Genomic DNA, 19,857 nt, shown 5'->3' with positions numbered 1-19,857 from the left:
CGAGCAACTGAGGACAAGCCCTCGGCCTATTAGTACCGGTCACCTCCACACGTTACCGTGCTTCCAGATCCGGCCTATCAACCCAGTCGTCTACTGGGAGCCTTACCCCATCAAGTGGGTGGGAGTCCTCATCTCGAAGCAGGCTTCCCGCTTAGATGCTTTCAGCGGTTATCCCTCCCGAACGTAGCCAACCAGCCATGCCCTTGGCAGGACAACTGGCACACCAGAGGTTCGTCCGTCCCGGTCCTCTCGTACTAGGGACAGCCCTTCTCAAGACTCCTACGCGCACAGCGGATAGGGACCGAACTGTCTCACGACGTTCTAAACCCAGCTCGCGTACCGCTTTAATGGGCGAACAGCCCAACCCTTGGGACCGACTCCAGCCCCAGGATGCGACGAGCCGACATCGAGGTGCCAAACCATCCCGTCGATATGGACTCTTGGGGAAGATCAGCCTGTTATCCCCGGGGTACCTTTTATCCGTTGAGCGACGGCGCTTCCACAAGCCACCGCCGGATCACTAGTCCCGACTTTCGTCCCTGCTCGACCCGTCGGTCTCACAGTCAAGCTCCCTTGTGCACTTACACTCAACACCTGATTGCCAACCAGGCTGAGGGAACCTTTGGGCGCCTCCGTTACCCTTTAGGAGGCAACCGCCCCAGTTAAACTACCCATCAGACACTGTCCCTGATCCGGATCACGGACCCAGGTTAGACATCCAGCACGACCAGACTGGTATTTCAACGACGACTCCACAACCACTGGCGTGGCCGCTTCAAAGTCTCCCAGCTATCCTACACAAGCCGAACCGAACACCAATATCAAACTGTAGTAAAGGTCCCGGGGTCTTTCCGTCCTGCTGCGCGAAACGAGCATCTTTACTCGTAGTGCAATTTCACCGGGCCTATGGTTGAGACAGTCGAGAAGTCGTTACGCCATTCGTGCAGGTCGGAACTTACCCGACAAGGAATTTCGCTACCTTAGGATGGTTATAGTTACCACCGCCGTTTACTGGCGCTTAAGTTCTCAGCTTCGCCCCACCGAAATGGAGCTAACCGGTCCCCTTAACGTTCCAGCACCGGGCAGGCGTCAGTCCGTATACATCGCCTTACGGCTTCGCACGGACCTGTGTTTTTAGTAAACAGTCGCTTCTCGCTGGTCTCTGCGGCCACCCCCAGCTCAGAGTGCAAGACTCATCACCGGATGTGGCCCCCCTTCTCCCGAAGTTACGGGGGCATTTTGCCGAGTTCCTTAACCATAGTTCACCCGAACGCCTCGGTATTCTCTACCTGACCACCTGAGTCGGTTTAGGGTACGGGCCGCCATGAAACTCGCTAGAGGCTTTTCTCGACAGCATAGGATCATCCACTTCACCACAATCGGCTCGGCATCAGGTCTCAGCCTTGTGTGATCCGGATTTGCCTGGATCACGGCCTACACCCTTACCCCGGGACAACCACCGCCCGGGCTGGACTACCTTCCTGCGTCACCCCATCACTCACCTACTACCAGATCGGGTCAGCGGCTCCACCACTCCCCTCAACTCCGAAGAGATCAGGGCGGCTTCACGGCCTTAGCATCACTGGATTCGATGTTTGACGCTTCACAGCGGGTACCGGAATATCAACCGGTTATCCATCGACTACGCCTGTCGGCCTCGCCTTAGGTCCCGACTTACCCTGGGCAGATCAGCTTGACCCAGGAACCCTTAGTCAATCGGCGCACACGTTTCTCACGTGTGTATCGCTACTCATGCCTGCATTCTCACTCGTCAACCGTCCACGACTACCTTCCAGTGCCGCTTCACCCGGCAGACGACGCTCCCCTACCCATCACAGCCGGCGTTGGCCGTATATGCTGCAATGACACGACTTCGGCGGTACGCTTGAGCCCCGCTACATTGTCGGCGCGGAATCACTAGACCAGTGAGCTATTACGCACTCTTTCAAGGGTGGCTGCTTCTAAGCCAACCTCCTGGTTGTCTCTGCGACTCCACATCCTTTCCCACTTAGCGTACGCTTAGGGGCCTTAGTCGATGCTCTGGGCTGTTTCCCTCTCGACCATGGAGCTTATCCCCCACAGTCTCACTGCCGCGCTCTCACTTACCGGCATTCGGAGTTTGGCTAAGGTCAGTAACCCGGTAGGGCCCATCGCCTATCCAGTGCTCTACCTCCGGCAAGAAACACACGACGCTGCACCTAAATGCATTTCGGGGAGAACCAGCTATCACGGAGTTTGATTGGCCTTTCACCCCTAACCACAGGTCATCCCCCAGGTTTTCAACCCTGGTGGGTTCGGTCCTCCACGAAGTCTTACCTCCGCTTCAACCTGCCCATGGCTAGATCACTCCGCTTCGGGTCTTGAGCGTGCTACTGAAACGCCCTGTTCGGACTCGCTTTCGCTACGGCTACCCCACCCGGGTTAACCTCGCAACACACCGCAAACTCGCAGGCTCATTCTTCAAAAGGCACGCAGTCACGAGAATGGAGCAAGCTCCACTCCGACGCTCCCACGGCTTGTAGGCACACGGTTTCAGGTACTATTTCACTCCCCTCCCGGGGTACTTTTCACCATTCCCTCACGGTACTATCCGCTATCGGTCACCAGGGAATATTTAGGCTTAGCGGGTGGTCCCGCCAGATTCACACGGGATTTCTCGGGCCCCGTGCTACTTGGGTGTCTCTCAAACGAGCCGCTGACGTTTCGACTACGGGGGTCTTACCCTCTACGCCGGACCTTTCGCATGTCCTTCGTCTACATCAACGGTTTCTGACTCGCCTCACAGCCGGCAGACTGTGAAAGAGAGATCCCACAACCCCGTATGCGCAACCCCTGCCGGGTCTCACACGCATACGGTTTGGCCTCATCCAGTTTCGCTCGCCACTACTCCCGGAATCACGGTTGTTTTCTCTTCCTGAGGGTACTGAGATGTTTCACTTCCCCTCGTTCCCTCCACACTGCCTATGTGTTCAGCAGTGGGTGACAGCCCATGACGACTGCCGGGTTTCCCCATTCGGAAACCCCCGGATCAAAGCCTGGTTGACGGCTCCCCGGGGACTATCGCGGCCTCCCACGTCCTTCATCGGTTCCTGGTGCCAAGGCATCCACCGTGCGCCCTTAAAAACTTGGCCACAGATGCTCGCGTCCACTGTGCAGTTCTCAAACAACGACCAGCCACCCATCACCCCCGGATCACTCCGGAGTTCACTGGGGCCGGCGACTGAGGAAGTTCATTCCCTCAGACACCCAACAGCGTGCCCGACCCGATCCTTCCGTCCTCCCTGCGTTCCACGCCGAAGCAGTACTAACAGGAGACTTCCAGACCGTGCCGAATAATCAACGTTCCACCCATGAGCAACCAGCACCGGACATTCGCCGATGTACTGGCCTCTGGACCGCGAAGCGGCCTAGAAGTGCTCCTTAGAAAGGAGGTGATCCAGCCGCACCTTCCGGTACGGCTACCTTGTTACGACTTCGTCCCAATCGCTAGTCCCACCTTCGACGGCTCCCTCCCACAAGGGGTTGGGCCACCGGCTTCGGGTGTTACCAACTTTCGTGACGTGACGGGCGGTGTGTACAAGGCCCGGGAACGTATTCACCGCAGCAATGCTGATCTGCGATTACTAGCAACTCCGACTTCATGGGGTCGAGTTGCAGACCCCAATCCGAACTGAGACCGGCTTTTTGAGATTCGCTCCACCTCACGGTATCGCAGCTCATTGTACCGGCCATTGTAGCACGTGTGCAGCCCAAGACATAAGGGGCATGATGACTTGACGTCGTCCCCACCTTCCTCCGAGTTGACCCCGGCGGTCTCCTGTGAGTCCCCATCACCCCGAAGGGCATGCTGGCAACACAGGACAAGGGTTGCGCTCGTTGCGGGACTTAACCCAACATCTCACGACACGAGCTGACGACAGCCATGCACCACCTGTACACCGACCACAAGGGGGCGCCTGTCTCCAGACGTTTCCGGTGTATGTCAAGCCTTGGTAAGGTTCTTCGCGTTGCGTCGAATTAAGCCACATGCTCCGCTGCTTGTGCGGGCCCCCGTCAATTCCTTTGAGTTTTAGCCTTGCGGCCGTACTCCCCAGGCGGGGAACTTAATGCGTTAGCTGCGGCACCGACGACGTGGAATGTCGCCAACACCTAGTTCCCACCGTTTACGGCGTGGACTACCAGGGTATCTAATCCTGTTCGCTCCCCACGCTTTCGCTCCTCAGCGTCAGTAATGGCCCAGAGATCCGCCTTCGCCACCGGTGTTCCTCCTGATATCTGCGCATTTCACCGCTACACCAGGAATTCCGATCTCCCCTACCACACTCTAGCTAGCCCGTATCGAATGCAGACCCGGGGTTAAGCCCCGGGCTTTCACACCCGACGTGACAAGCCGCCTACGAGCTCTTTACGCCCAATAATTCCGGACAACGCTTGCGCCCTACGTATTACCGCGGCTGCTGGCACGTAGTTAGCCGGCGCTTCTTCTGCAGGTACCGTCACTTTCGCTTCTTCCCTGCTGAAAGAGGTTTACAACCCGAAGGCCGTCATCCCTCACGCGGCGTCGCTGCATCAGGCTTTCGCCCATTGTGCAATATTCCCCACTGCTGCCTCCCGTAGGAGTCTGGGCCGTGTCTCAGTCCCAGTGTGGCCGGTCGCCCTCTCAGGCCGGCTACCCGTCGTCGCCTTGGTGAGCCGTTACCTCACCAACAAGCTGATAGGCCGCGGGCTCATCCTTCACCGCCGGAGCTTTCGACCCTCACAGATGCCTGCAAGAGTGATATCCGGTATTAGACCCCGTTTCCAGGGCTTGTCCCAGAGTGAAGGGCAGATTGCCCACGTGTTACTCACCCGTTCGCCACTAATCCCCACCGAAGTGGTTCATCGTTCGACTTGCATGTGTTAAGCACGCCGCCAGCGTTCGTCCTGAGCCAGGATCAAACTCTCCGTGAATGTTTACCGGTAATCCGGTGCACACATCACGAGAGCGGAACCGTCGAGCGGAATAAGCTCAACGGTTCACAGCGTCCTCGCTGTGTTTTCTTCAAAGGAACCTCGTCCCGGTCGTGATGACCGGAGACGGGGTATCAACATATCTGGCGTTGATTTTTGGCACGCTGTTGAGTTCTCAAGGAACGGTCGCTTCCTTTGTACTCACCCGAGAGACTCTCTCGTGGCTTTCCTCCGGGCGCTTCCCTTCGGTCTTGCGTTTCCGACTCTATCAGATCTTTCCGATCCGATTTCCTCGGTGCTTTCCAGTCGACCGCTTTTGTTTCGCGGTTTCCTTTCCGGCGTTCCCGACTTTATCAGAGGCTCTGAGCCGGGTTTTCCACCCCTCCCGGGTGGTCCCGGTGCTCGAAGCTGACCGGGTTCCCTCGGAGGCGGAGCCGTAAACGTACTGGAGCGGGGCGCCCCGATGCAAATCGAGGTGCCCCGCTCCGGGTTCGCACGGTCGGACGGGCCGACGAGGCGTCAGACCTCCACCACGACCGGCAGGATCATCGGCCGGCGGCGGTAGGTGTCGGAGACCCACTTGCCCAGCGTCCGGCGGATCAGCTGCTGCAGCTGGTGGGGCTCGACCACGCCGTCCCGGGCCGAACGCTCCAGGACTTCGGTGATCCTTGGGAGGACGTCCGTGAAGGCCGAGTCCTCGATGCCGGAGCCCCGGGCCTGCACGTGCGGGCCCCCGGTGATCTTGCCGGTGGAGGAGTCCATCACCACGAAGACCGAGATGATGCCTTCGTCGCCGAGGATCTTGCGGTCCTTCAGCGCCGGCTCGCCGACGTCACCGACGGAGAGGCCGTCGACGTAGACGTAGCCCGCCTGCACCTTGCCCGAGATCTTCGCCTTGCCCTCGACGAGGTCGACGACCACGCCGTCCTCGGCGATCACGATGCGGTCGTGCGGGACGCCGGTGAGGGCACCCAGCTCGGCGTTGGCGCGCAGGTGGCGCCATTCGCCGTGGACCGGCATCAGGTTCTTCGGGCGGCAGATGTTGTAGAAGTACAGCAGCTCGCCCGCGGAGGCGTGGCCCGAGACGTGGACCTTGGCGTTGCCCTTGTGGACGACGTTGGCGCCCCACCGGGTCAGCCCGTTGATCACGCGGTAGACCGCGTTCTCGTTGCCGGGGATCAGGGACGAGGCCAGGATCACCGTGTCGCCCGAGACGATGCGGATCTGGTGGTCCCGGTTGGCCATGCGGGAGAGCGCGGCCATCGGTTCGCCCTGGGAACCCGTGCAGACCAGCACGACCTCGTCGTCGGGCAGGTCGTCCAGCGTCTTGACGTCGACGACCAGGCCCGGCGGGACCTTCAGGTAGCCGAGGTCGCGGGCGATGCCCATGTTGCGGACCATCGAGCGGCCGACGAAGGCGACCCGGCGGCCGTACTCGTGGGCGGCGTCCAGGATCTGCTGGATGCGGTGGACGTGGCTGGCGAAGCTGGCCACGATGATCCGCTTGCGGGCGCTCGCGAACACCTGGCGCAGGACGTTGGAGATGTCGCGCTCGGGCGGGACGAAGCCGGGCACCTCCGCGTTCGTCGAGTCGGAGAGGAGGAGGTCGATGCCCTCCTCGCTGAGCCGCGCGAAGGCGTGCAGGTCGGTGAGGCGGTTGTCCAGCGGCAGCTGGTCCATCTTGAAGTCGCCGGTGTGGACGACCATGCCCGCCGGGGTGCGGATGGCGACGGCCAGCGCGTCCGGGATGGAGTGGTTGACCGCGACGAACTCGCAGTCGAAGGGACCGAGGCGCTCGCGGTCCCCCTCCACCACCTCGAGGGTGTACGGACGGATGCGGTGCTCCTGGAGCTTGGCCTCGATCAGGGCGAGGGTCAGCTTGGAGCCGATCAGCGGGATGTCCGGCTTCTCGCGCAGGAGGTAGGGGACGCCGCCGATGTGGTCCTCGTGGCCGTGCGTGAGGACGATGCCCTCGATGTCGTCGAGGCGGTCCCGGACGGAACTGAAGTCCGGCAGGATCAGGTCGATCCCGGGCTGTTCCTCCTCGGGGAAGAGCACGCCGCAGTCGACGATCAGCAGGCGGCCGCCGTACTCGAAGACCGTCATGTTGCGGCCGATCTCGCCGAGGCCGCCGAGCGGGGTGACCCGCAGGCCCCCGGCGGGGAGCGGCGCGGGCAGGCCGAGTTCAGGGTGCGGATGACTCAAAAGACTCTCCTCACCACGCACGCCACGTACCGGTCGGGCACGTGGCGCGCGTGACGTTCGTGCAGAAGCAGTTGTCGTTGTCTGGTGTGTCTGGTGCAGGCACCGGTGGCCTGCGTATTCAGTTGTGGAGTCTGCGTGCGCGGTTCGGCGCGCGAAGTCTGGTGTTCAGAGCTGTACCCCGCCCGCGGCAAGATCGATCTTGAGCTGGTCGATCTCTTCGGCGGTGCACTCGAGCATGGGCAGGCGCAGGGGGCCGGCCGGCAGGCCCAGGAGGGTGAGCGCGGCCTTGGTGGTCATGACGCCCTGGGTGCGGAACATGCCCGTGTAGACGGGCAGCAGCTTCTGGTGGATCTCGGCGGCCTTCTGGACGTCACCGGAGACGAAGGCGTCCACGAGGGCGCGCAGGTCGGGCGTGACGACGTGGCCGACGACCGAGACGAAGCCGACCGCGCCCACGGAGAGCAGCGGCAGGTTCAGCATGTCGTCGCCGGAGTACCAGGCGAGGCCGGAGCGGGCGATGGTCCAGCTCGCGCGGCCGAGGTCGCCCTTGGCGTCCTTGTTGGCGACGATCCTCGGGTGCTCGGCCAGGCGGACCAGCGTCTCGGTGCCGATCGGGACGCCGCTGCGGCCGGGGATGTCGTACAGCATGACCGGGAGCCCGGTGGCGTCGGCGACCGTCGTGAAGTGGCGGTACAGGCCCTCCTGCGGGGGCTTGTTGTAGTACGGCGTGACGACCAGCAGGCCGTGTGCGCCGGTGCGCTCGGCCGTGCGGGCCAGCTCGACGCTGTGGTGGGTGTCGTTGGTGCCGGCTCCGGCGACCACGTGGGCCCGGTCGCCGACCGCCTCCAGTACGGCTCGTACGAGGTCCGCTTTCTCCGCGTCGCTGGTGGTCGGGGACTCGCCGGTGGTGCCGTTGACGATCAGGCCGTCGTTGCCTGCGTCCACCAGGTGGGTGGCGAGCCGCTGAGCGCCGTCGAGGTCGAGTGCGCCGTCCGCCGTGAACGGCGTGACCATGGCGGTGAGGACCCGCCCGAAGGGGGTCTGCGGAGTGGAGGTCGGAGCCATGGGTTACACGCTACTCGTTGCTCATCACGGGGTCTGCCCTCGGGGGGTCGCGACAAGTCCGGACAAAGGTGGAGCCCGGCACTGCCTGCTCGGGGGTTCAAGCAGTGCCGGGTCCGTTTGATCAGGCTAGATGAACTTCTCGAAATGCCGCAATACGGACACTTCGGGCGGTGGAACCGCACATGTGTACCGCGCGGGCACGCGGTGCCGCTTTACGGCGCCACGCGTCCGTTGGCGTTGTACGCGGCGTGGGTGAGCGGCATGAGCCGGGCCCACTCCGCCTCCATCTCCTCGCCGACCATCTCGATCTCCCGCTGCGGGAACGACGGCACCTTCGCCAGCTCGTGCTGGGTGCGCAGGCCGAGGAAGTGCATCAGCGAGCGGGCGTTGCAGGTGGCGTACATGGAGGAGTACAGGCCGACCGGGAGGGCGGCACGGGCGACCTCGCGCGCGACGCCCTCGGCGAGCATCTTCTGGTAGGCGGTGTACGCCTGCTCGTACGACTCCCGCAGGGTGTCGCTGACCGCGGCGTGCTGGGCCGGCGTGCCCTCGACGAACTCGTACTTCCCGGGGCGGCCCTGCTGGACCAGCTTGCGGGAGGCGTCCGGGACGTAGAAGACCGGCTGGAGCTCGCGGTAGCGGCCGGACTCCTCGTTGTACGACCAGCCGACGCGGTGCCGCATGAACTCGCGGAAGACGAAGATCGGGGCGCTGATGAAGAAGGTCATCGAGTTGTGCTCGAACGGGCTGCCGTGCCGGTCGCGCATCAGGTAGTTGATCAGCCCCTTGGAGCGCTCGGGGTCCTTGCTGAGTTCCGCCAGGGACTGCTCGCCCGCGGTGGAGACGCGGGCGGCGAAGAGCACGTCGGCGTCCGAAGCGCTGGACTTCACCAGCTCGACGGTGACGTCACTGCGGAACGTGAGCGACTCTGGGCTGGTCACGGGGGTGGGGGTCCTTCCATCACTGCTGCGGTTGGCCACCACCTTACGGGGCACCCGGCGGGGCCTCGGCACCCTCACCCGCTGGGGTCCGGCCAAGATTTTGTCGGACATGGGCACTTTTTGCGTCACTCGCGCGTCTGAATCGGTGAGGTCCACCTGTTCGATCACAAACCATGACAAGAAAAGGAGGGGCACTCCGATGTTCCGTCGGCGCGAGCCCGTCCCCTTCGCCTTCCTGGCCGAGGCGGAGCGGTTCCGCAGCAACGTCACCCCGCCCCCACGGCAGCGCGCGTCCGCCGGTGAGATGGCCGGGCGCTGGCTGCTGGGGCTCACCATCGTGGCCGCGCTCGTCGGCGCGCTGGTCGTGGGGATGCCGGCGCTGTCGCTCGACCATGCGGTGCCCGCGCAGCAGTCACAGGCGTCCCAGTCGTCCGACTCGCCCCACCCGTCCCGGGGACACTGACTCCTCCCGGGGCCTGCGAAGGTGGTGAGCGGCGTCACGGGCGGATAACCTCACCGGTCACAGCTCCAGCATGGATCGAGTGAGGACCACCCGTGCCCCTGCCCTTCCTGACGGCCGATCACGCCTTCGAGGCCGCGGACGACGTCGCACTGCCCCACGACGACCACGAGCGCTGGCGGCGCCCCTACCGGCCCGGTCCCTGGCGGGTCGGCGTAGCCGCGGTCCTGCTGCTGTTGGCCTCGTTCGTGCTGTTCGCGGCGGTCCTCATCGCCCTCACCGGCTCCCTCTCCGAGGCGGCCACCGTCTTCGGGCTCTCGCTGCTGGTCATCGCCGGGGCACTGCGGCTGCTGCGGATGGGTGTGTGGGTCAGCTCGCACGGGCTGCGCCAGGTCGGGTTGCTCGTGACGCGGACGGTGCCGTGGGGCCAGGTCGGGGCGGTGCGGACCGTGCAGCAGCCGGTGCGCTGGCTGGGGCTGCCGCGGACCGTGCAGGGGCAGGCGCTGGTCCTCGTCCGCCGGAACCGGGGCGCCGAGGCCGCCGTACCGCTGCTGACCACGCACGACGCGGACTTCCTCGCGCGCCACGAGGCCTTCGACCGGGCGGCCGACACGGTCGAGGCGTGGGCCGCGGAGCACGCGGGCTGACGCCGCCCCTACGGACGCGCCAAGGGGCCGGCCCGCCACGTGCGGGTCGGCCCCTTCGCTGTGCCCGGTCGGCTCTGTCAGCGCCCGTTGCGCGGCCGCGCGGCGCCTTGTGGGCGCCGGTGGCTCACGCCTGGACGGGCTTGCCGTCGTGCAGGGCTATGGCGCGCTGCATGGCCTTGCGGGCGCGCGGGGTGTCGCGGGCGTCGTGGTAGGCGACGGCGAGGCGGAACCAGGTGCGCCAGTCGTCGGGCGCGGCCTCCGTCTCGGCCTTGCGTCGGGCGAAGACCTCGTCGGCCGACTCCCGGTCGATCCGGCCGCTCGGGGTGCGCCGCAGCTCGTCGACGGGCAGACCGCCCTCGGCGTCGAGTTCGGCGGCCAGGGCGTTGGCCCGGCGGACGAACTGGGTGTTCTTCCAAAGGAACCACAGGCCGATGACCGGCAGGACCAGCACCGCCACGCCGAAGGCGACGGTGACGAGCGTGCCGGACTGGATGAGCAGGACGCCTCGGCTGCCGACCAGGACGAAGTAGAAGACCAGGACGGCGGCCGTGACGAGGTAGGACAGCTTGGCTCGCATGGTCGAGGTCAACCCAGGTCCAGGAAGTGTTCCAGGCCGAAGGTCAGGCCGGGCGTCGTCACCACCCGGCGGGCGCCCAGCAGGATGCCCGGCATGAAGCTGCTGTGGTGCAGGGAGTCGTGCCGGACGGTCAGGGTCTCGCCCTCGCCGCCGAGCAGGACCTCCTGGTGGGCCAGCAGGCCCCGCAGACGGACCGCGTGCACGGGCACCCCGTCGACGTCCGCGCCGCGGGCGCCGTCCAGGGCGGTCGTGGTGGCGTCCGGCGCGGGGGCCGTACCGGCCTTGGCGCGGGCCTCGGCGATGAGCTGGGCGGTGCGCGTGGCGGTGCCCGAGGGGGCGTCCACCTTGTTCGGGTGGTGCAGCTCGACGACCTCCACCGATTCGAAGTACGGCGCGGCGATCTGCGCGAACTTCATGGTGAGCACGGCGCCGATGGAGAAGTTCGGCGCGATGAGCACACCGGTCCGCGGGGAGCCGGCCAGCCACTGCTGGAGGGATGCCAGGCGCTCGTCGTTCCAGCCGGTGGTGCCGACGACGGCGTGGATGCCGTGGCCCACGCAGAACTCGAGGTTGTCCATGACCGAGGCGGGCGTGGTCAGTTCCACGGCCACCTGGGCGCCGGCGTCGGTCAGCGCCTGGAGCGAGTCGCCCCGGCCGAGGGCGGCCACCAGCTCCATGTCCTCGGCGGCCTCCACGGCCCGGACCGCCTCGGAACCGATCCGGCCCCGGGCGCCGAGGACCGCCACGCGCAGCTTGCTCATGTCTGTTGCTTCCTTTGCCAGGTGGGTCAGGCGACCGCGTCGTGCAGGCGCGCGGCCTGCTTGTCCTTCAGGGGGCCGATGACCGACAGCGACGGGCGCCGGCCCAGGACCTCGCGGGCCACCGCGCGGACGTCGTCCGGGGTCACGGCCGCTATCCGGGACAGCATGTCGTCGACGGACATCTGCTCGCCCCAGCACAGCTCGCTCTTGCCGATGCGGTTCATCAGCGCACCGGTGTCCTCCAGGCCGAGGACCGTGGAGCCCTTGAGCTGGCCGATGGCGCGGTCGATCTCGTCGTCGGGGAGGCCGTGCTGGGCGACCTGGTCGAGTTCGTCGCGGCAGATCTTCAGCACGTCGTGGACCTGGCTGGGCCGGCAGCCGGCGTACACGCCGAACAGGCCGCAGTCGGCGAACCCGGAGGTGTACGAGTACACGCTGTAGGCCAGGCCGCGCTTCTCGCGGACCTCCTGGAACAGGCGCGAGGACATCCCGCCGCCCAGGGCGGTGTTCAGGACGCCCAGGGCCCAGCGGCGGTCGTCCGTGCGGGACAGGCCGGGCATGCCGAGGACGACGTGCGCCTGCTCGGTCTTGCGGCCGAGCAGTTCGACCCGGCCGGCGGTGCGCAGGGTGCGGCTGCCGCCGCGCGGGGCGACCGGCACGGCGTCCGGGTCGCGCAGCGCGCCGGACTTCTCGAAGGCGGCGCGGACCTGGCGGACGACCTTCTGGTGGTCGACGTTGCCGGCGCAGGCGACCACGAGGTGGGTGGGGTCGTAGTGCTTCTTGTAGAAGCGGCGGATGCGGTCCGCGGTGAGGGCGTTGACCGTGTCGACCGTGCCGAGGACGGGGCGGCCGAGGGGGTTGTCGCCGAACATCGTGTGCGCGAACAGGTCGTGCACGCAGTCGCCCGGGTCGTCCTCGGTCATCGCGATCTCTTCGAGGATGGCACCGCGCTCGACGTTGACGTCCTCTTCGAGGATCAGCGAGCCGGTGAGCATGTCGCAGACCACATCGATGGCGAGCGGCAGGTCGGCGTCGAGCACGCGCGCGTAGTAGCACGTGTACTCCTTCGCCGTGAAGGCGTTCATCTCGCCGCCGACCGCGTCGAGGGCGGCGGAGATGTCCAGGGCGCTGCGCTTCTGGGTGCCCTTGAACAGGAGGTGCTCGAGGTAGTGCGTGGCGCCGTTCAGCGCGGGGGTCTCGTCGCGGGAGCCGACGTGCGCCCAGATGCCGAAGGTCGCGGAGCGGACCGAGGGCAGGGTCTCGGTGACGATGCGCAGACCGCCGGGGAGGGTGGTCCTGCGGACCGTGCCGGTGCCGTCGGTGCCCTTGATGAGGGTTTGGGTACGGGCGACGGCCCGCGCCTCCGAAGAGGTGCGGGCCGTCGCCGTCGAGCTGCTCGACGTCACTTGTCGGTGTCGTCCTTCGTGTCGTCCTCGGAGCCTTCCTCGCCCTCGATCACGGGGATGAGGGAGAGCTTGCCGCGGGAGTCGATCTCGGCGATCTCGACCTGGACCTTCTGGCCCACGCCGAGGACGTCCTCGACGTTCTCCACGCGCTTGCCGCCGGCGAGCTTGCGGATCTGCGAGATGTGCAGCAGACCGTCCTTGCCGGGGAGCAGGGAGACGAAGGCACCGAAGGTGGTCGTCTTCACGACCGTGCCCAGGTAGCGCTCGCCGACCTCGGGCATCGTCGGGTTGGCGATGCCGTTGATCGTGGCGCGGGCGGCCTCGGCGGAGGGGCCGTCGGCGGCACCGATGTAGATGGTGCCGTCGTCCTCGATCGTGATCTCGGCGCCGGTGTCCTCCTGGATCTGGTTGATCATCTTGCCCTTGGGGCCGATGACCTCACCGATCTTGTCGACCGGGATCTTGACGGTGATGATCCGCGGAGCGTTCGGGGACATCTCGTCGGGCCGGTCGATGGCCTCCATCATCACGTCGAGGATGTGGAGGCGGGCGTCGCGGGCCTGCTTGAGGGCCGCGGCCAGGACGGAGGCGGGGATGCCGTCCAGCTTGGTGTCGAGCTGGAGGGCGGTCACGAACTCCTTGGTGCCGGCGACCTTGAAGTCCATGTCGCCGAAGGCGTCCTCCGCACCGAGGATGTCGGTGAGGGTGACGTAGTGCGTCTCGCCCTCGATCTCCTGGGAGATCAGGCCCATGGCGATACCGGCGACGGGGGCCTTGAGCGGCACACCGGCGTTCAGCAGCGACATGGTGGAGGCGCAGACCGAGCCCATCGACGTCGAGCCGTTGGAGCTGAGGGCCTCGGACACCTGGCGGATCGCGTAGGGGAAGTCCTCGCGCGCGGGCAGCACCGGCACGAGCGCGCGCTCGGCCAGGGCGCCGTGGCCGATCTCGCGGCGCTTCGGGGAGCCGACGCGGCCGGTCTCACCGGTGGAGTACGGCGGGAAGTTGTAGTTGTGCATGTAGCGCTTGCGGGTCACCGGGGAGAGGGTGTCCAGCTGCTGCTCCATGCGGAGCATGTTGAGGGTGGTGACGCCCAGGATCTGGGTCTCGCCACGCTCGAACAGGGCGGAGCCGTGGACCCGCGGGATGGCCTCGACCTCGGCGGCCAGCGTGCGGATGTCGGTGACACCGCGGCCGTCGATGCGCTTCTTCTCCTTGATCACGCGCTCGCGGACGAGCTGCTTGGTCAGGGAGCGGTAGGCGGCGGAGATCTCCTTCTCGCGGCCCTCGAACTCCGGCAGGAGCTTCTCGGCGGCGAGCGCCTTGACGCGGTCCAGCTCGGCCTCGCGCTCCTGCTTGCCGGCGATGGTGAGCGCCTGGGCGAGCTCGGTGCGCACGGCGGCGCTCAGCGCCTCCAGGATGTCGTCCTGGTAGTCCAGGAAGACCGGGAACTCGCCGACCGGCTTGGCGGCCTTGGCGGCGAGGTCCGACTGGGCCTTGCACAGGACCTTGATGAAGGGCTTCGCGGCTTCCAGACCGGCGGCCACGACTTCCTCGGTGGGGGCCTCGGAGCCGCCCTCGACCAGCTTGATGGTCTGCTCGGTGGCCTCGGCCTCGACCATCATGATCGCGACGTCGCCGTCCTCCAGGACGCGACCGGCGACGACCATGTCGAAGACGGCGTCCTCGAGCTCGGTGTGCGTCGGGAACGCGACCCACTGGCCGCGGATCAGCGCGACGCGGACGCCGCCGATCGGGCCGGAGAAGGGCAGGCCGGCCAGCTGCGTGGACGCGGACGCGGCGTTGATCGCGACGACGTCGTACAGGTGGTCGGGGTTGAGCGCCATGACGGTGCAGACGACCTGGATCTCGTTGCGCAGGCCCTTCTTGAAGGACGGGCGCAGCGGGCGGTCGATGAGGCGGCAGGTGAGGATCGCGTCCTCGGAGGGCCGGCCCTCACGGCGGAAGAAGCTGCCGGGGATCTTGCCGGCGGCGTACATCCGCTCCTCGACGTCCACCGTGAGGGGGAAGAAGTCGAGCTGGTCCTTGGGGTTCTTGGAGGCGGTGGTGGCCGACAGCACCATGGTGTCGTCGTCCAGGTACGCCACGGCGGAGCCGGCGGCCTGCTTGGCCAGGCGGCCCGTCTCGAAACGGATGGTGCGGGTGCCGAAGGTGCCGTTGTCGATCACGGCTTCGGCGTAGTGGGTCTCGTTCTCCACTAGTGATGTCTCCTCGTCCTCGTCCCTGGCTGCCCGTGTGGCAGGGGGACGGTCGTGGAGGAGCGCGCCGTCTGGTGCGGGCCGGTCTTCGATCGAAGCACCCGGGGCTGTCTTCGCCCGGGGGCCACTACCGAGGACCGGCGGCGGCGAGGTGCGCTCCTCCTCTTCTTGTCGTGCTGTGTCGTACGTGGTGCGTTCTGCCACCACATTACAAAGCGTGAGTGACAGTCCGCATGTTTCCGTACGTACGGCAAAGGGAGCGGTCCCCGAATCGGTCGGGAACCGCTCCCTCCACGGCGTGCTACTTGGCGCCGCCGGCCGCACCGCGGCGGATGCCGAGGCGGTCGACCAGCGCACGGAAGCGCTGGATGTCCTTCTTCGCCAGGTACTGGAGCAGGCGACGACGCTGACCGACCAGGATCAGCAGACCCCGGCGGGAGTGGTGGTCGTGCTTGTGGGTCTTGAGGTGCTCCGTCAGGTCGGAGATCCGACGGGAGAGCATGGCGACCTGGACCTCGGGGGAGCCGGTGTCACCCTCCTTGGTGCCGAACTCGGAGATGATCTGCTTCTTCGTGGCGGCGTCGAGCGACACGCGTACTCCTCATGATCTGTGGTGGCCACCGAGTGCCCCCGGTCTGTGTCTCGGGGGAGCTTCCGTGACTCGGAAGGCGGGGATCCGCTGGGCGCGACCTCCAGAACGGTGCGTTCCGGGGGTGCGTACACAAACGGCCGAATGCAAGAGTAGCAGCCCGCGACGACGAGCCCGTCCGCCGGGCCGGCCGGGCCCGTGGCCGCGCGCCGCCGTACCACTCGAACGAGTGCGGTCGGCGGGAATCCTCTGACCTGGACGAATGCTCCAAGTAGGGTAGTCGTACAGCTCGTTGCCCCGTAGGAAGGACCGGAGCCGCCATGGCCGATGAGACGGACGAGGAACGCAAGGCGCGCAAGGAACGCGAGCGGGACGAGCTGTACGCGCTCGACATCTCGGACGTGGAGTGGCACTGCGCGCCGGGCACCGAGGACCACGAGGAGCGGGTGGAGATCGCGTACCTGCCCGCCGGCGCGGTGGCGATGCGTTCCTCGCTCGACCCGGACACGGTGCTGCGCTACACCGAGGCGGAGTGGCGGGCGTTCGTGCTGGGTGCCCGGGACGGCGAGTTCGACCTGGAGCCGGACGCGCGCGACGGCGGGGTGCCGGCGCAGGCGGACGCCCCGTAGGCAAGAGGTGCGACGGGGGCGCGCGGTGGTGACACCGGGCGCCCCCTTCGCCGTGCGGCACGTGCGCGTGTGGTGCGGTCCACGTACGCGTGCGTGCCGGACGAGGTGACGTGGTGCCCTACTCCCGCGCCGCGCTCCCGATGCCGAGGACTAGGTAGATCCACGCCTTCTTCTGGTCCGCGCCGGGCCCGTCCGCGGTCTTGGCGCCGAAGAAGACGCGGCCGTCCTGGACGAGGACGTCGCTGTCGTCGATCGAGGTGAGGGGCGCGGCCTCCACGGGCAGCCCGAAGTAGAGGTAGGGCCGCTCGCCGCCGGTCGCGGGGTCCAGGCTCAGCAGGGCGTGCGGCGAGATGCCGTCCTCGCTGGTGCGCAGGGCGAGCAGTTGGTGCCCGCTCATCCGCACCGGCCGCAGCAGCGCGTGGGGGCCGGAGTCGAACTTGCGGGTGGTGGTCCCGGTGGCCAGGTCGAAGCCGATGATCCAGTTGGACGTGCCCTGGTCGGTCTGGTCCTTGCTGCGCAGGAAGACCTGGCCGTCGCCGACGGCGATGGTCGGGCAGTCGTCGATGACCAGGTAGTCGGAGGACGAGCACTCCCCCACGTAGGTGCCGTTCTGCAGGCTCACCGTGGCGCGGTTGCGGCCCTCGGCGTCCAGGGAGATCAGTTCGGTCAGCCCGGTGTCGCCCGCGGACACGCCGACGACGGGCGGCTCGGCGGAGGGCACGACCAGGTCGCGGACGCCCTTCGCGGCGGAGTACGTCCACACCGTCGCGCCCGTGGCGGGGTCGACCTTGCGCACGGAGTACGTCGTCCCGTCCCAGATGTCGCTGGAGGGGGTGCCTTCCTTCCAGCACGCGCGCCGGACCAGCAGTCCGGCCCCTCCGGCGGCGCCGTCGTCGCGGCAGGACCCGGTGACCGTCGTACGCCACTTGCTGCGGCCGTCGGCCAGGCCGAAGGCGCTGGTGCCGCCGCCCCAGGTGACGGCGACGGTGTCGTGGGCGAGGGTGACGCCCGGTGTGCGCTGCGGGGAACTGACGGAGTGGCCCGCCGTGGAGACGGGGAAGGTGCGCTCCCAGACCTCGGTGCCGTCGTCGAGGTCGACGAGGACGACGTGGTTGCAGTACGCCCCCTCGCGGTCGCTGGCCTTGAACAGGACGGCGGTGCGGTGGTCGACGGTGACGTGCTGGGTGTAGCCGCAGATCGGGCCGTCGAGGCGGACCGTCCACTTCTCCTGCTTCTTGCCGGGCGCGGCGTCCGCGCCGATCGGGTAGCCCGCGAGGGTCCGGTTGATGCCCTTGGCGAGGATCGTGTCGGTGGCCCACATGCCGGGCAGCGCGTAGTGCTCGCCGGGGCTCATGTCGTCCACGGAGAACCGGAAGGCCATGGCGCCCGTGGTGGTGGCGGGGGGCTTCTCCACCGTCTGACGGACGTCGAGGGGGCCGGGGACCGCTTCCCCGGACCTGCCGTCGGAGGAGGAGCCGGCGTCGCGGCCCCACAGGAGCCAGCCTCCCGTGCCGAGTCCGGCCACGAGGGCGACCAGGAGGGCGACGAGCAGCCAGGTGCGGCGTCGGCGCTTCTTCTGTTCCGTCTGCGCGGTGACCGCGGACTGGGTGAAGACGGAGGGCGGTGGGCCGAAGCTCACGCTTGCGAATCCTTTCGTCAGGACGGGTGGCGGCACGCACGCGGGGCAGCAGGCGGGCGGTGGGTGCACGCACGCGAGGGGGGCGGCAGGCGGGCGGTGGGTGGGTGCACGCACGCGTGGGGGCAGCGGCATCCGGGACGGCGCACGCACGCGTGGCGCCCCGGGACGGCGGGCCGGTGCGCGGCCGGCCGTCAGGTGCCGGCCATGGACCTGGCCGCCGCGTACACGTCGAACACGGCGAGCGCCAGCGGCACCAGGGTCAGCAGGACGAACGCCTCGGCGATCTCGAAGAAGCGCCCCCAGAACGGGGTGACGCCCCGGCGGGGAGTGATGAGCCCCACGGCGGTGACGACCGCGGCCGCCGCGGCGACGGCCGCCACCAGCCACACGCTGCGGACGTCGAGCGCGGCGGTGTCCCCGTGCAGGGCGTCGCGCCAGGACGACCGCGGCGGGTTCAGGGCGAGCCCCAGGCCGAGCGCGACGAGACCGGCGAGGCCCGCGGCCAGGGTGGCCGCGACCTGCGCGGTGTAGCGGAACAGGTGGGCCCGCATCAGCATGGCGACCGCGCCCGCCAGGGCCAGGAGCTGCGCCCAGGGGTCGTCGGAGAAGCCCAGCACCAGCGAGGCGCCCACGCTGAGCAGCGCGCAGCCGCCGACCAGGCCGACGAGGAGTTCGTGGCCGCGGCGGGCCCGGGCGGCGATGCGCTCGGCGTCCACCGGTCGCTGCGCGGCCGGCTCCTCGTCCGCGTAGCCGCCGGACGGGGTCGGCGGTTCGTAACCGACGGGCAGCCGGGCGAACCGCACGGACAGGCCCGGCAGGAACGCGAGCGCGCACACGGACAGCGGCGCGCACACCGCGGCCGTCTCGACGGGTTCGAAGTCGGCGAGGAGCGCCACGAAGGTGACGGCCAGGGCGCTCGCCGAGGCGAACACGAACGCCACGAAGGGGCCGTCGCCGCCGGGTGACACGAGCGTGAGCACCAGGGCGGCCAGCAGCACGAAGGTGCAGGCCAGCAGAAACTGGAGCCGTCCGACGCCCTGCCCGTCGGACGGCGGCAGCAGGCCCGACCCCGCGACGGCGACGTTCGGCAGCGCCCCGAGCCCGAGGGCGACCGCCGAGGCGCGGTCGTCGTACACGCGTGCGCGGACGCAGGCGAAGGTGACCAGGAAGACCCCGGCGACGGCGGCGAGGACGCCCTGGAGGCCATGCATGTCGTGGCGGGTCTGGGAGCTCCAGACCACGAACGCGAGCAGCGCAGGCAGCACCCCGCCGCCGGCGAGGCCCGCCACGCGCGTGTGCTCACCGCTCCACAGCGTGCGGTCGCGCGTGACGGCGGCGGCCACCACCTCGGCGACGTCGTCGAAGACGGCCGGCGGCAGCGACTGGGCGAACGGGCGCAGCGTGAGCAGTTCGCCGTCCAGGATGCGCTGGGCCGCGAAGGACCGGGCGCTGTCGAGGACCGTCCCGTCGCGGCGTACCAGGTGGTAGCCGACCGGGGCGCCCTCGGCGGGGCGCTGCCGGGACAGCCGCAGGACCTCCGGGTAGAGGTCCGCGACCGGGACGTCGTCGGGCAGGGCCACGTCGACGCGGCCGTCGGGCGCCACGATGGTGACCCGGCAGAAGCCGGACCGCGTGACCGCCGGGAACGGGGCCGCGGTGCCGGGTCCGCCGCTCGCGCCGGCCGGCGCGGAGGCCGTCGTGCTCACCTGTCGTCTCCCCCTCGTCAGTGCGTGCGGCCGGGGCCGGTTCGCACCTGCTCACAGGTTTTC

General features: G+C 67.6%; 13 protein-coding genes and 2 rRNA genes. 3 read left to right on the top strand and 12 right to left on the bottom strand.

The window, feature by feature from the left end; all coding sequences use genetic code 11:
- Nucleotides 1-9 precede the first annotated feature (9 nt).
- The 5 genes from E4U91_RS25515 to thyX all read right to left on the bottom strand — a co-directional run bounded on the left by E4U91_RS25515 (nt 10) and on the right by thyX (nt 9,161).
- Nucleotides 10-3,131: ribosomal RNA gene (locus tag E4U91_RS25515) — 23S ribosomal RNA — on the bottom strand.
- Between the two features lie 293 nt (nt 3,132-3,424).
- A 16S ribosomal RNA gene (locus tag E4U91_RS25510) occupies nt 3,425-4,950 on the bottom strand.
- The 16S and 23S rRNA genes sit together here, the layout of an rRNA operon.
- 519 nt (nt 4,951-5,469) lie before the next feature.
- The gene (locus tag E4U91_RS25500; protein WP_137308987.1) at nt 5,470-7,155 is read right to left on the bottom strand and encodes a ribonuclease J; all 1,686 of its coding nucleotides are present in this window, start codon (nt 7,153-7,155) and stop codon (nt 5,470-5,472) included.
- A 165-nt stretch (nt 7,156-7,320) separates the two neighbouring features.
- A complete protein-coding gene (gene dapA / locus E4U91_RS25495; protein WP_137308986.1) occupies nt 7,321-8,220 on the bottom strand; it encodes a 4-hydroxy-tetrahydrodipicolinate synthase in 900 nt (299 codons plus the stop codon).
- A 212-nt stretch (nt 8,221-8,432) separates the two neighbouring features.
- Nucleotides 8,433-9,161 (bottom strand): FAD-dependent thymidylate synthase, encoded by a 729-nt coding sequence (gene thyX, locus E4U91_RS25490; RefSeq protein WP_137308985.1) that lies wholly within the window; start codon nt 9,159-9,161, stop codon nt 8,433-8,435.
- 199 nt (nt 9,162-9,360) lie between these two features.
- On the opposite strand from thyX, the gene E4U91_RS25485 reads away from it, so the two are divergent.
- Together E4U91_RS25485 and E4U91_RS25480 are read left to right on the top strand one after the other, a co-directional pair.
- Nucleotides 9,361-9,624, top strand: a complete 264-nt coding sequence (locus tag E4U91_RS25485; RefSeq protein WP_137308984.1) for a hypothetical protein — start codon at nt 9,361-9,363, stop codon at nt 9,622-9,624.
- A gap of 92 nt (nt 9,625-9,716) precedes the next feature.
- Nucleotides 9,717-10,268, top strand: coding sequence for a hypothetical protein (locus E4U91_RS25480; RefSeq protein ID WP_137308983.1), 552 nt, complete (start codon nt 9,717-9,719; stop codon nt 10,266-10,268).
- Between the two features lie 124 nt (nt 10,269-10,392).
- Here E4U91_RS25480 and E4U91_RS25475 read toward each other — a convergent pair whose 3' ends face one another.
- The 5 genes from E4U91_RS25475 to rpsO all read right to left on the bottom strand — a co-directional run bounded on the left by E4U91_RS25475 (nt 10,393) and on the right by rpsO (nt 15,823).
- The gene (locus E4U91_RS25475; RefSeq protein WP_137308982.1) at nt 10,393-10,845 is read right to left on the bottom strand and encodes a tetratricopeptide repeat protein; all 453 of its coding nucleotides are present in this window, start codon (nt 10,843-10,845) and stop codon (nt 10,393-10,395) included.
- 8 nt (nt 10,846-10,853) lie between these two features.
- The gene (gene dapB, locus E4U91_RS25470; protein ID WP_137308981.1) at nt 10,854-11,606 is read right to left on the bottom strand and encodes a 4-hydroxy-tetrahydrodipicolinate reductase; all 753 of its coding nucleotides are present in this window, start codon (nt 11,604-11,606) and stop codon (nt 10,854-10,856) included.
- Between the two features lie 26 nt (nt 11,607-11,632).
- Nucleotides 11,633-13,012: a M16 family metallopeptidase gene (locus E4U91_RS25465; RefSeq protein WP_137308980.1), complete on the bottom strand. Its 1,380-nt coding sequence runs from the start codon at nt 13,010-13,012 to the stop codon at nt 11,633-11,635.
- A complete protein-coding gene (locus E4U91_RS25460; protein ID WP_137308979.1) occupies nt 13,009-15,231 on the bottom strand; it encodes a polyribonucleotide nucleotidyltransferase in 2,223 nt (740 codons plus the stop codon). Before E4U91_RS25460 ends, E4U91_RS25465 begins: the two co-directional genes overlap by 4 nt.
- A gap of 301 nt (nt 15,232-15,532) precedes the next feature.
- Complete coding sequence (gene rpsO, locus E4U91_RS25455) at nt 15,533-15,823, bottom strand: 30S ribosomal protein S15 (RefSeq protein WP_067239252.1); 291 nt, start codon at nt 15,821-15,823, stop codon at nt 15,533-15,535.
- Between the two features lie 317 nt (nt 15,824-16,140).
- On the opposite strand from rpsO, the gene E4U91_RS25450 reads away from it, so the two are divergent.
- Nucleotides 16,141-16,449 carry a DUF397 domain-containing protein gene (locus E4U91_RS25450; protein WP_137308978.1) on the top strand — a complete coding sequence of 103 codons (309 nt, stop codon included), beginning with the start codon at nt 16,141-16,143 and terminating at the stop codon, nt 16,447-16,449.
- 118 nt (nt 16,450-16,567) lie between these two features.
- Here the strand turns inward: E4U91_RS25450 and E4U91_RS25445 are convergent, their stop codons facing one another.
- Nucleotides 16,568-18,088, bottom strand: a complete 1,521-nt coding sequence (locus tag E4U91_RS25445; RefSeq protein ID WP_241678681.1) for a PQQ-like beta-propeller repeat protein — start codon at nt 18,086-18,088, stop codon at nt 16,568-16,570.
- Nucleotides 18,089-18,279: 191 nt separating this feature from the next.
- The gene (eccD, locus tag E4U91_RS25440) at nt 18,280-19,794 is read right to left on the bottom strand and encodes a type VII secretion integral membrane protein EccD (RefSeq protein ID WP_137308977.1); all 1,515 of its coding nucleotides are present in this window, start codon (nt 19,792-19,794) and stop codon (nt 18,280-18,282) included.
- Between the last annotated feature and the right edge of the window lie 63 nt (nt 19,795-19,857).

This window comes from Streptomyces lasalocidi (assembly GCF_005280215.1).
Classification (GTDB): domain Bacteria; phylum Actinomycetota; class Actinomycetes; order Streptomycetales; family Streptomycetaceae; genus Streptomyces; species Streptomyces longwoodensis.
Note: the sequence above shows the minus strand (reverse complement) of the source record. Positions and strands in the feature narration are given on the sequence as shown.

Excerpts from the sequence above, each read along its gene's own strand:
- dapA (WP_137308986.1), bottom strand. The coding sequence starts at position 8,220 with ATGGCTCCGACCTCCACTCCGCAGACCCCCTTCGGGCGGGTCCTCACC.
- dapB (WP_137308981.1), bottom strand. The coding sequence starts at position 11,606 with ATGAGCAAGCTGCGCGTGGCGGTCCTCGGCGCCCGGGGCCGGATCGGT.
- E4U91_RS25485 (WP_137308984.1), top strand. The coding sequence starts at position 9,361 with ATGTTCCGTCGGCGCGAGCCCGTCCCCTTCGCCTTCCTGGCCGAGGCG.
- E4U91_RS25475 (WP_137308982.1), bottom strand. The coding sequence starts at position 10,845 with ATGCGAGCCAAGCTGTCCTACCTCGTCACGGCCGCCGTCCTGGTCTTC.
- E4U91_RS25450 (WP_137308978.1), top strand. The coding sequence starts at position 16,141 with ATGGCCGATGAGACGGACGAGGAACGCAAGGCGCGCAAGGAACGCGAG.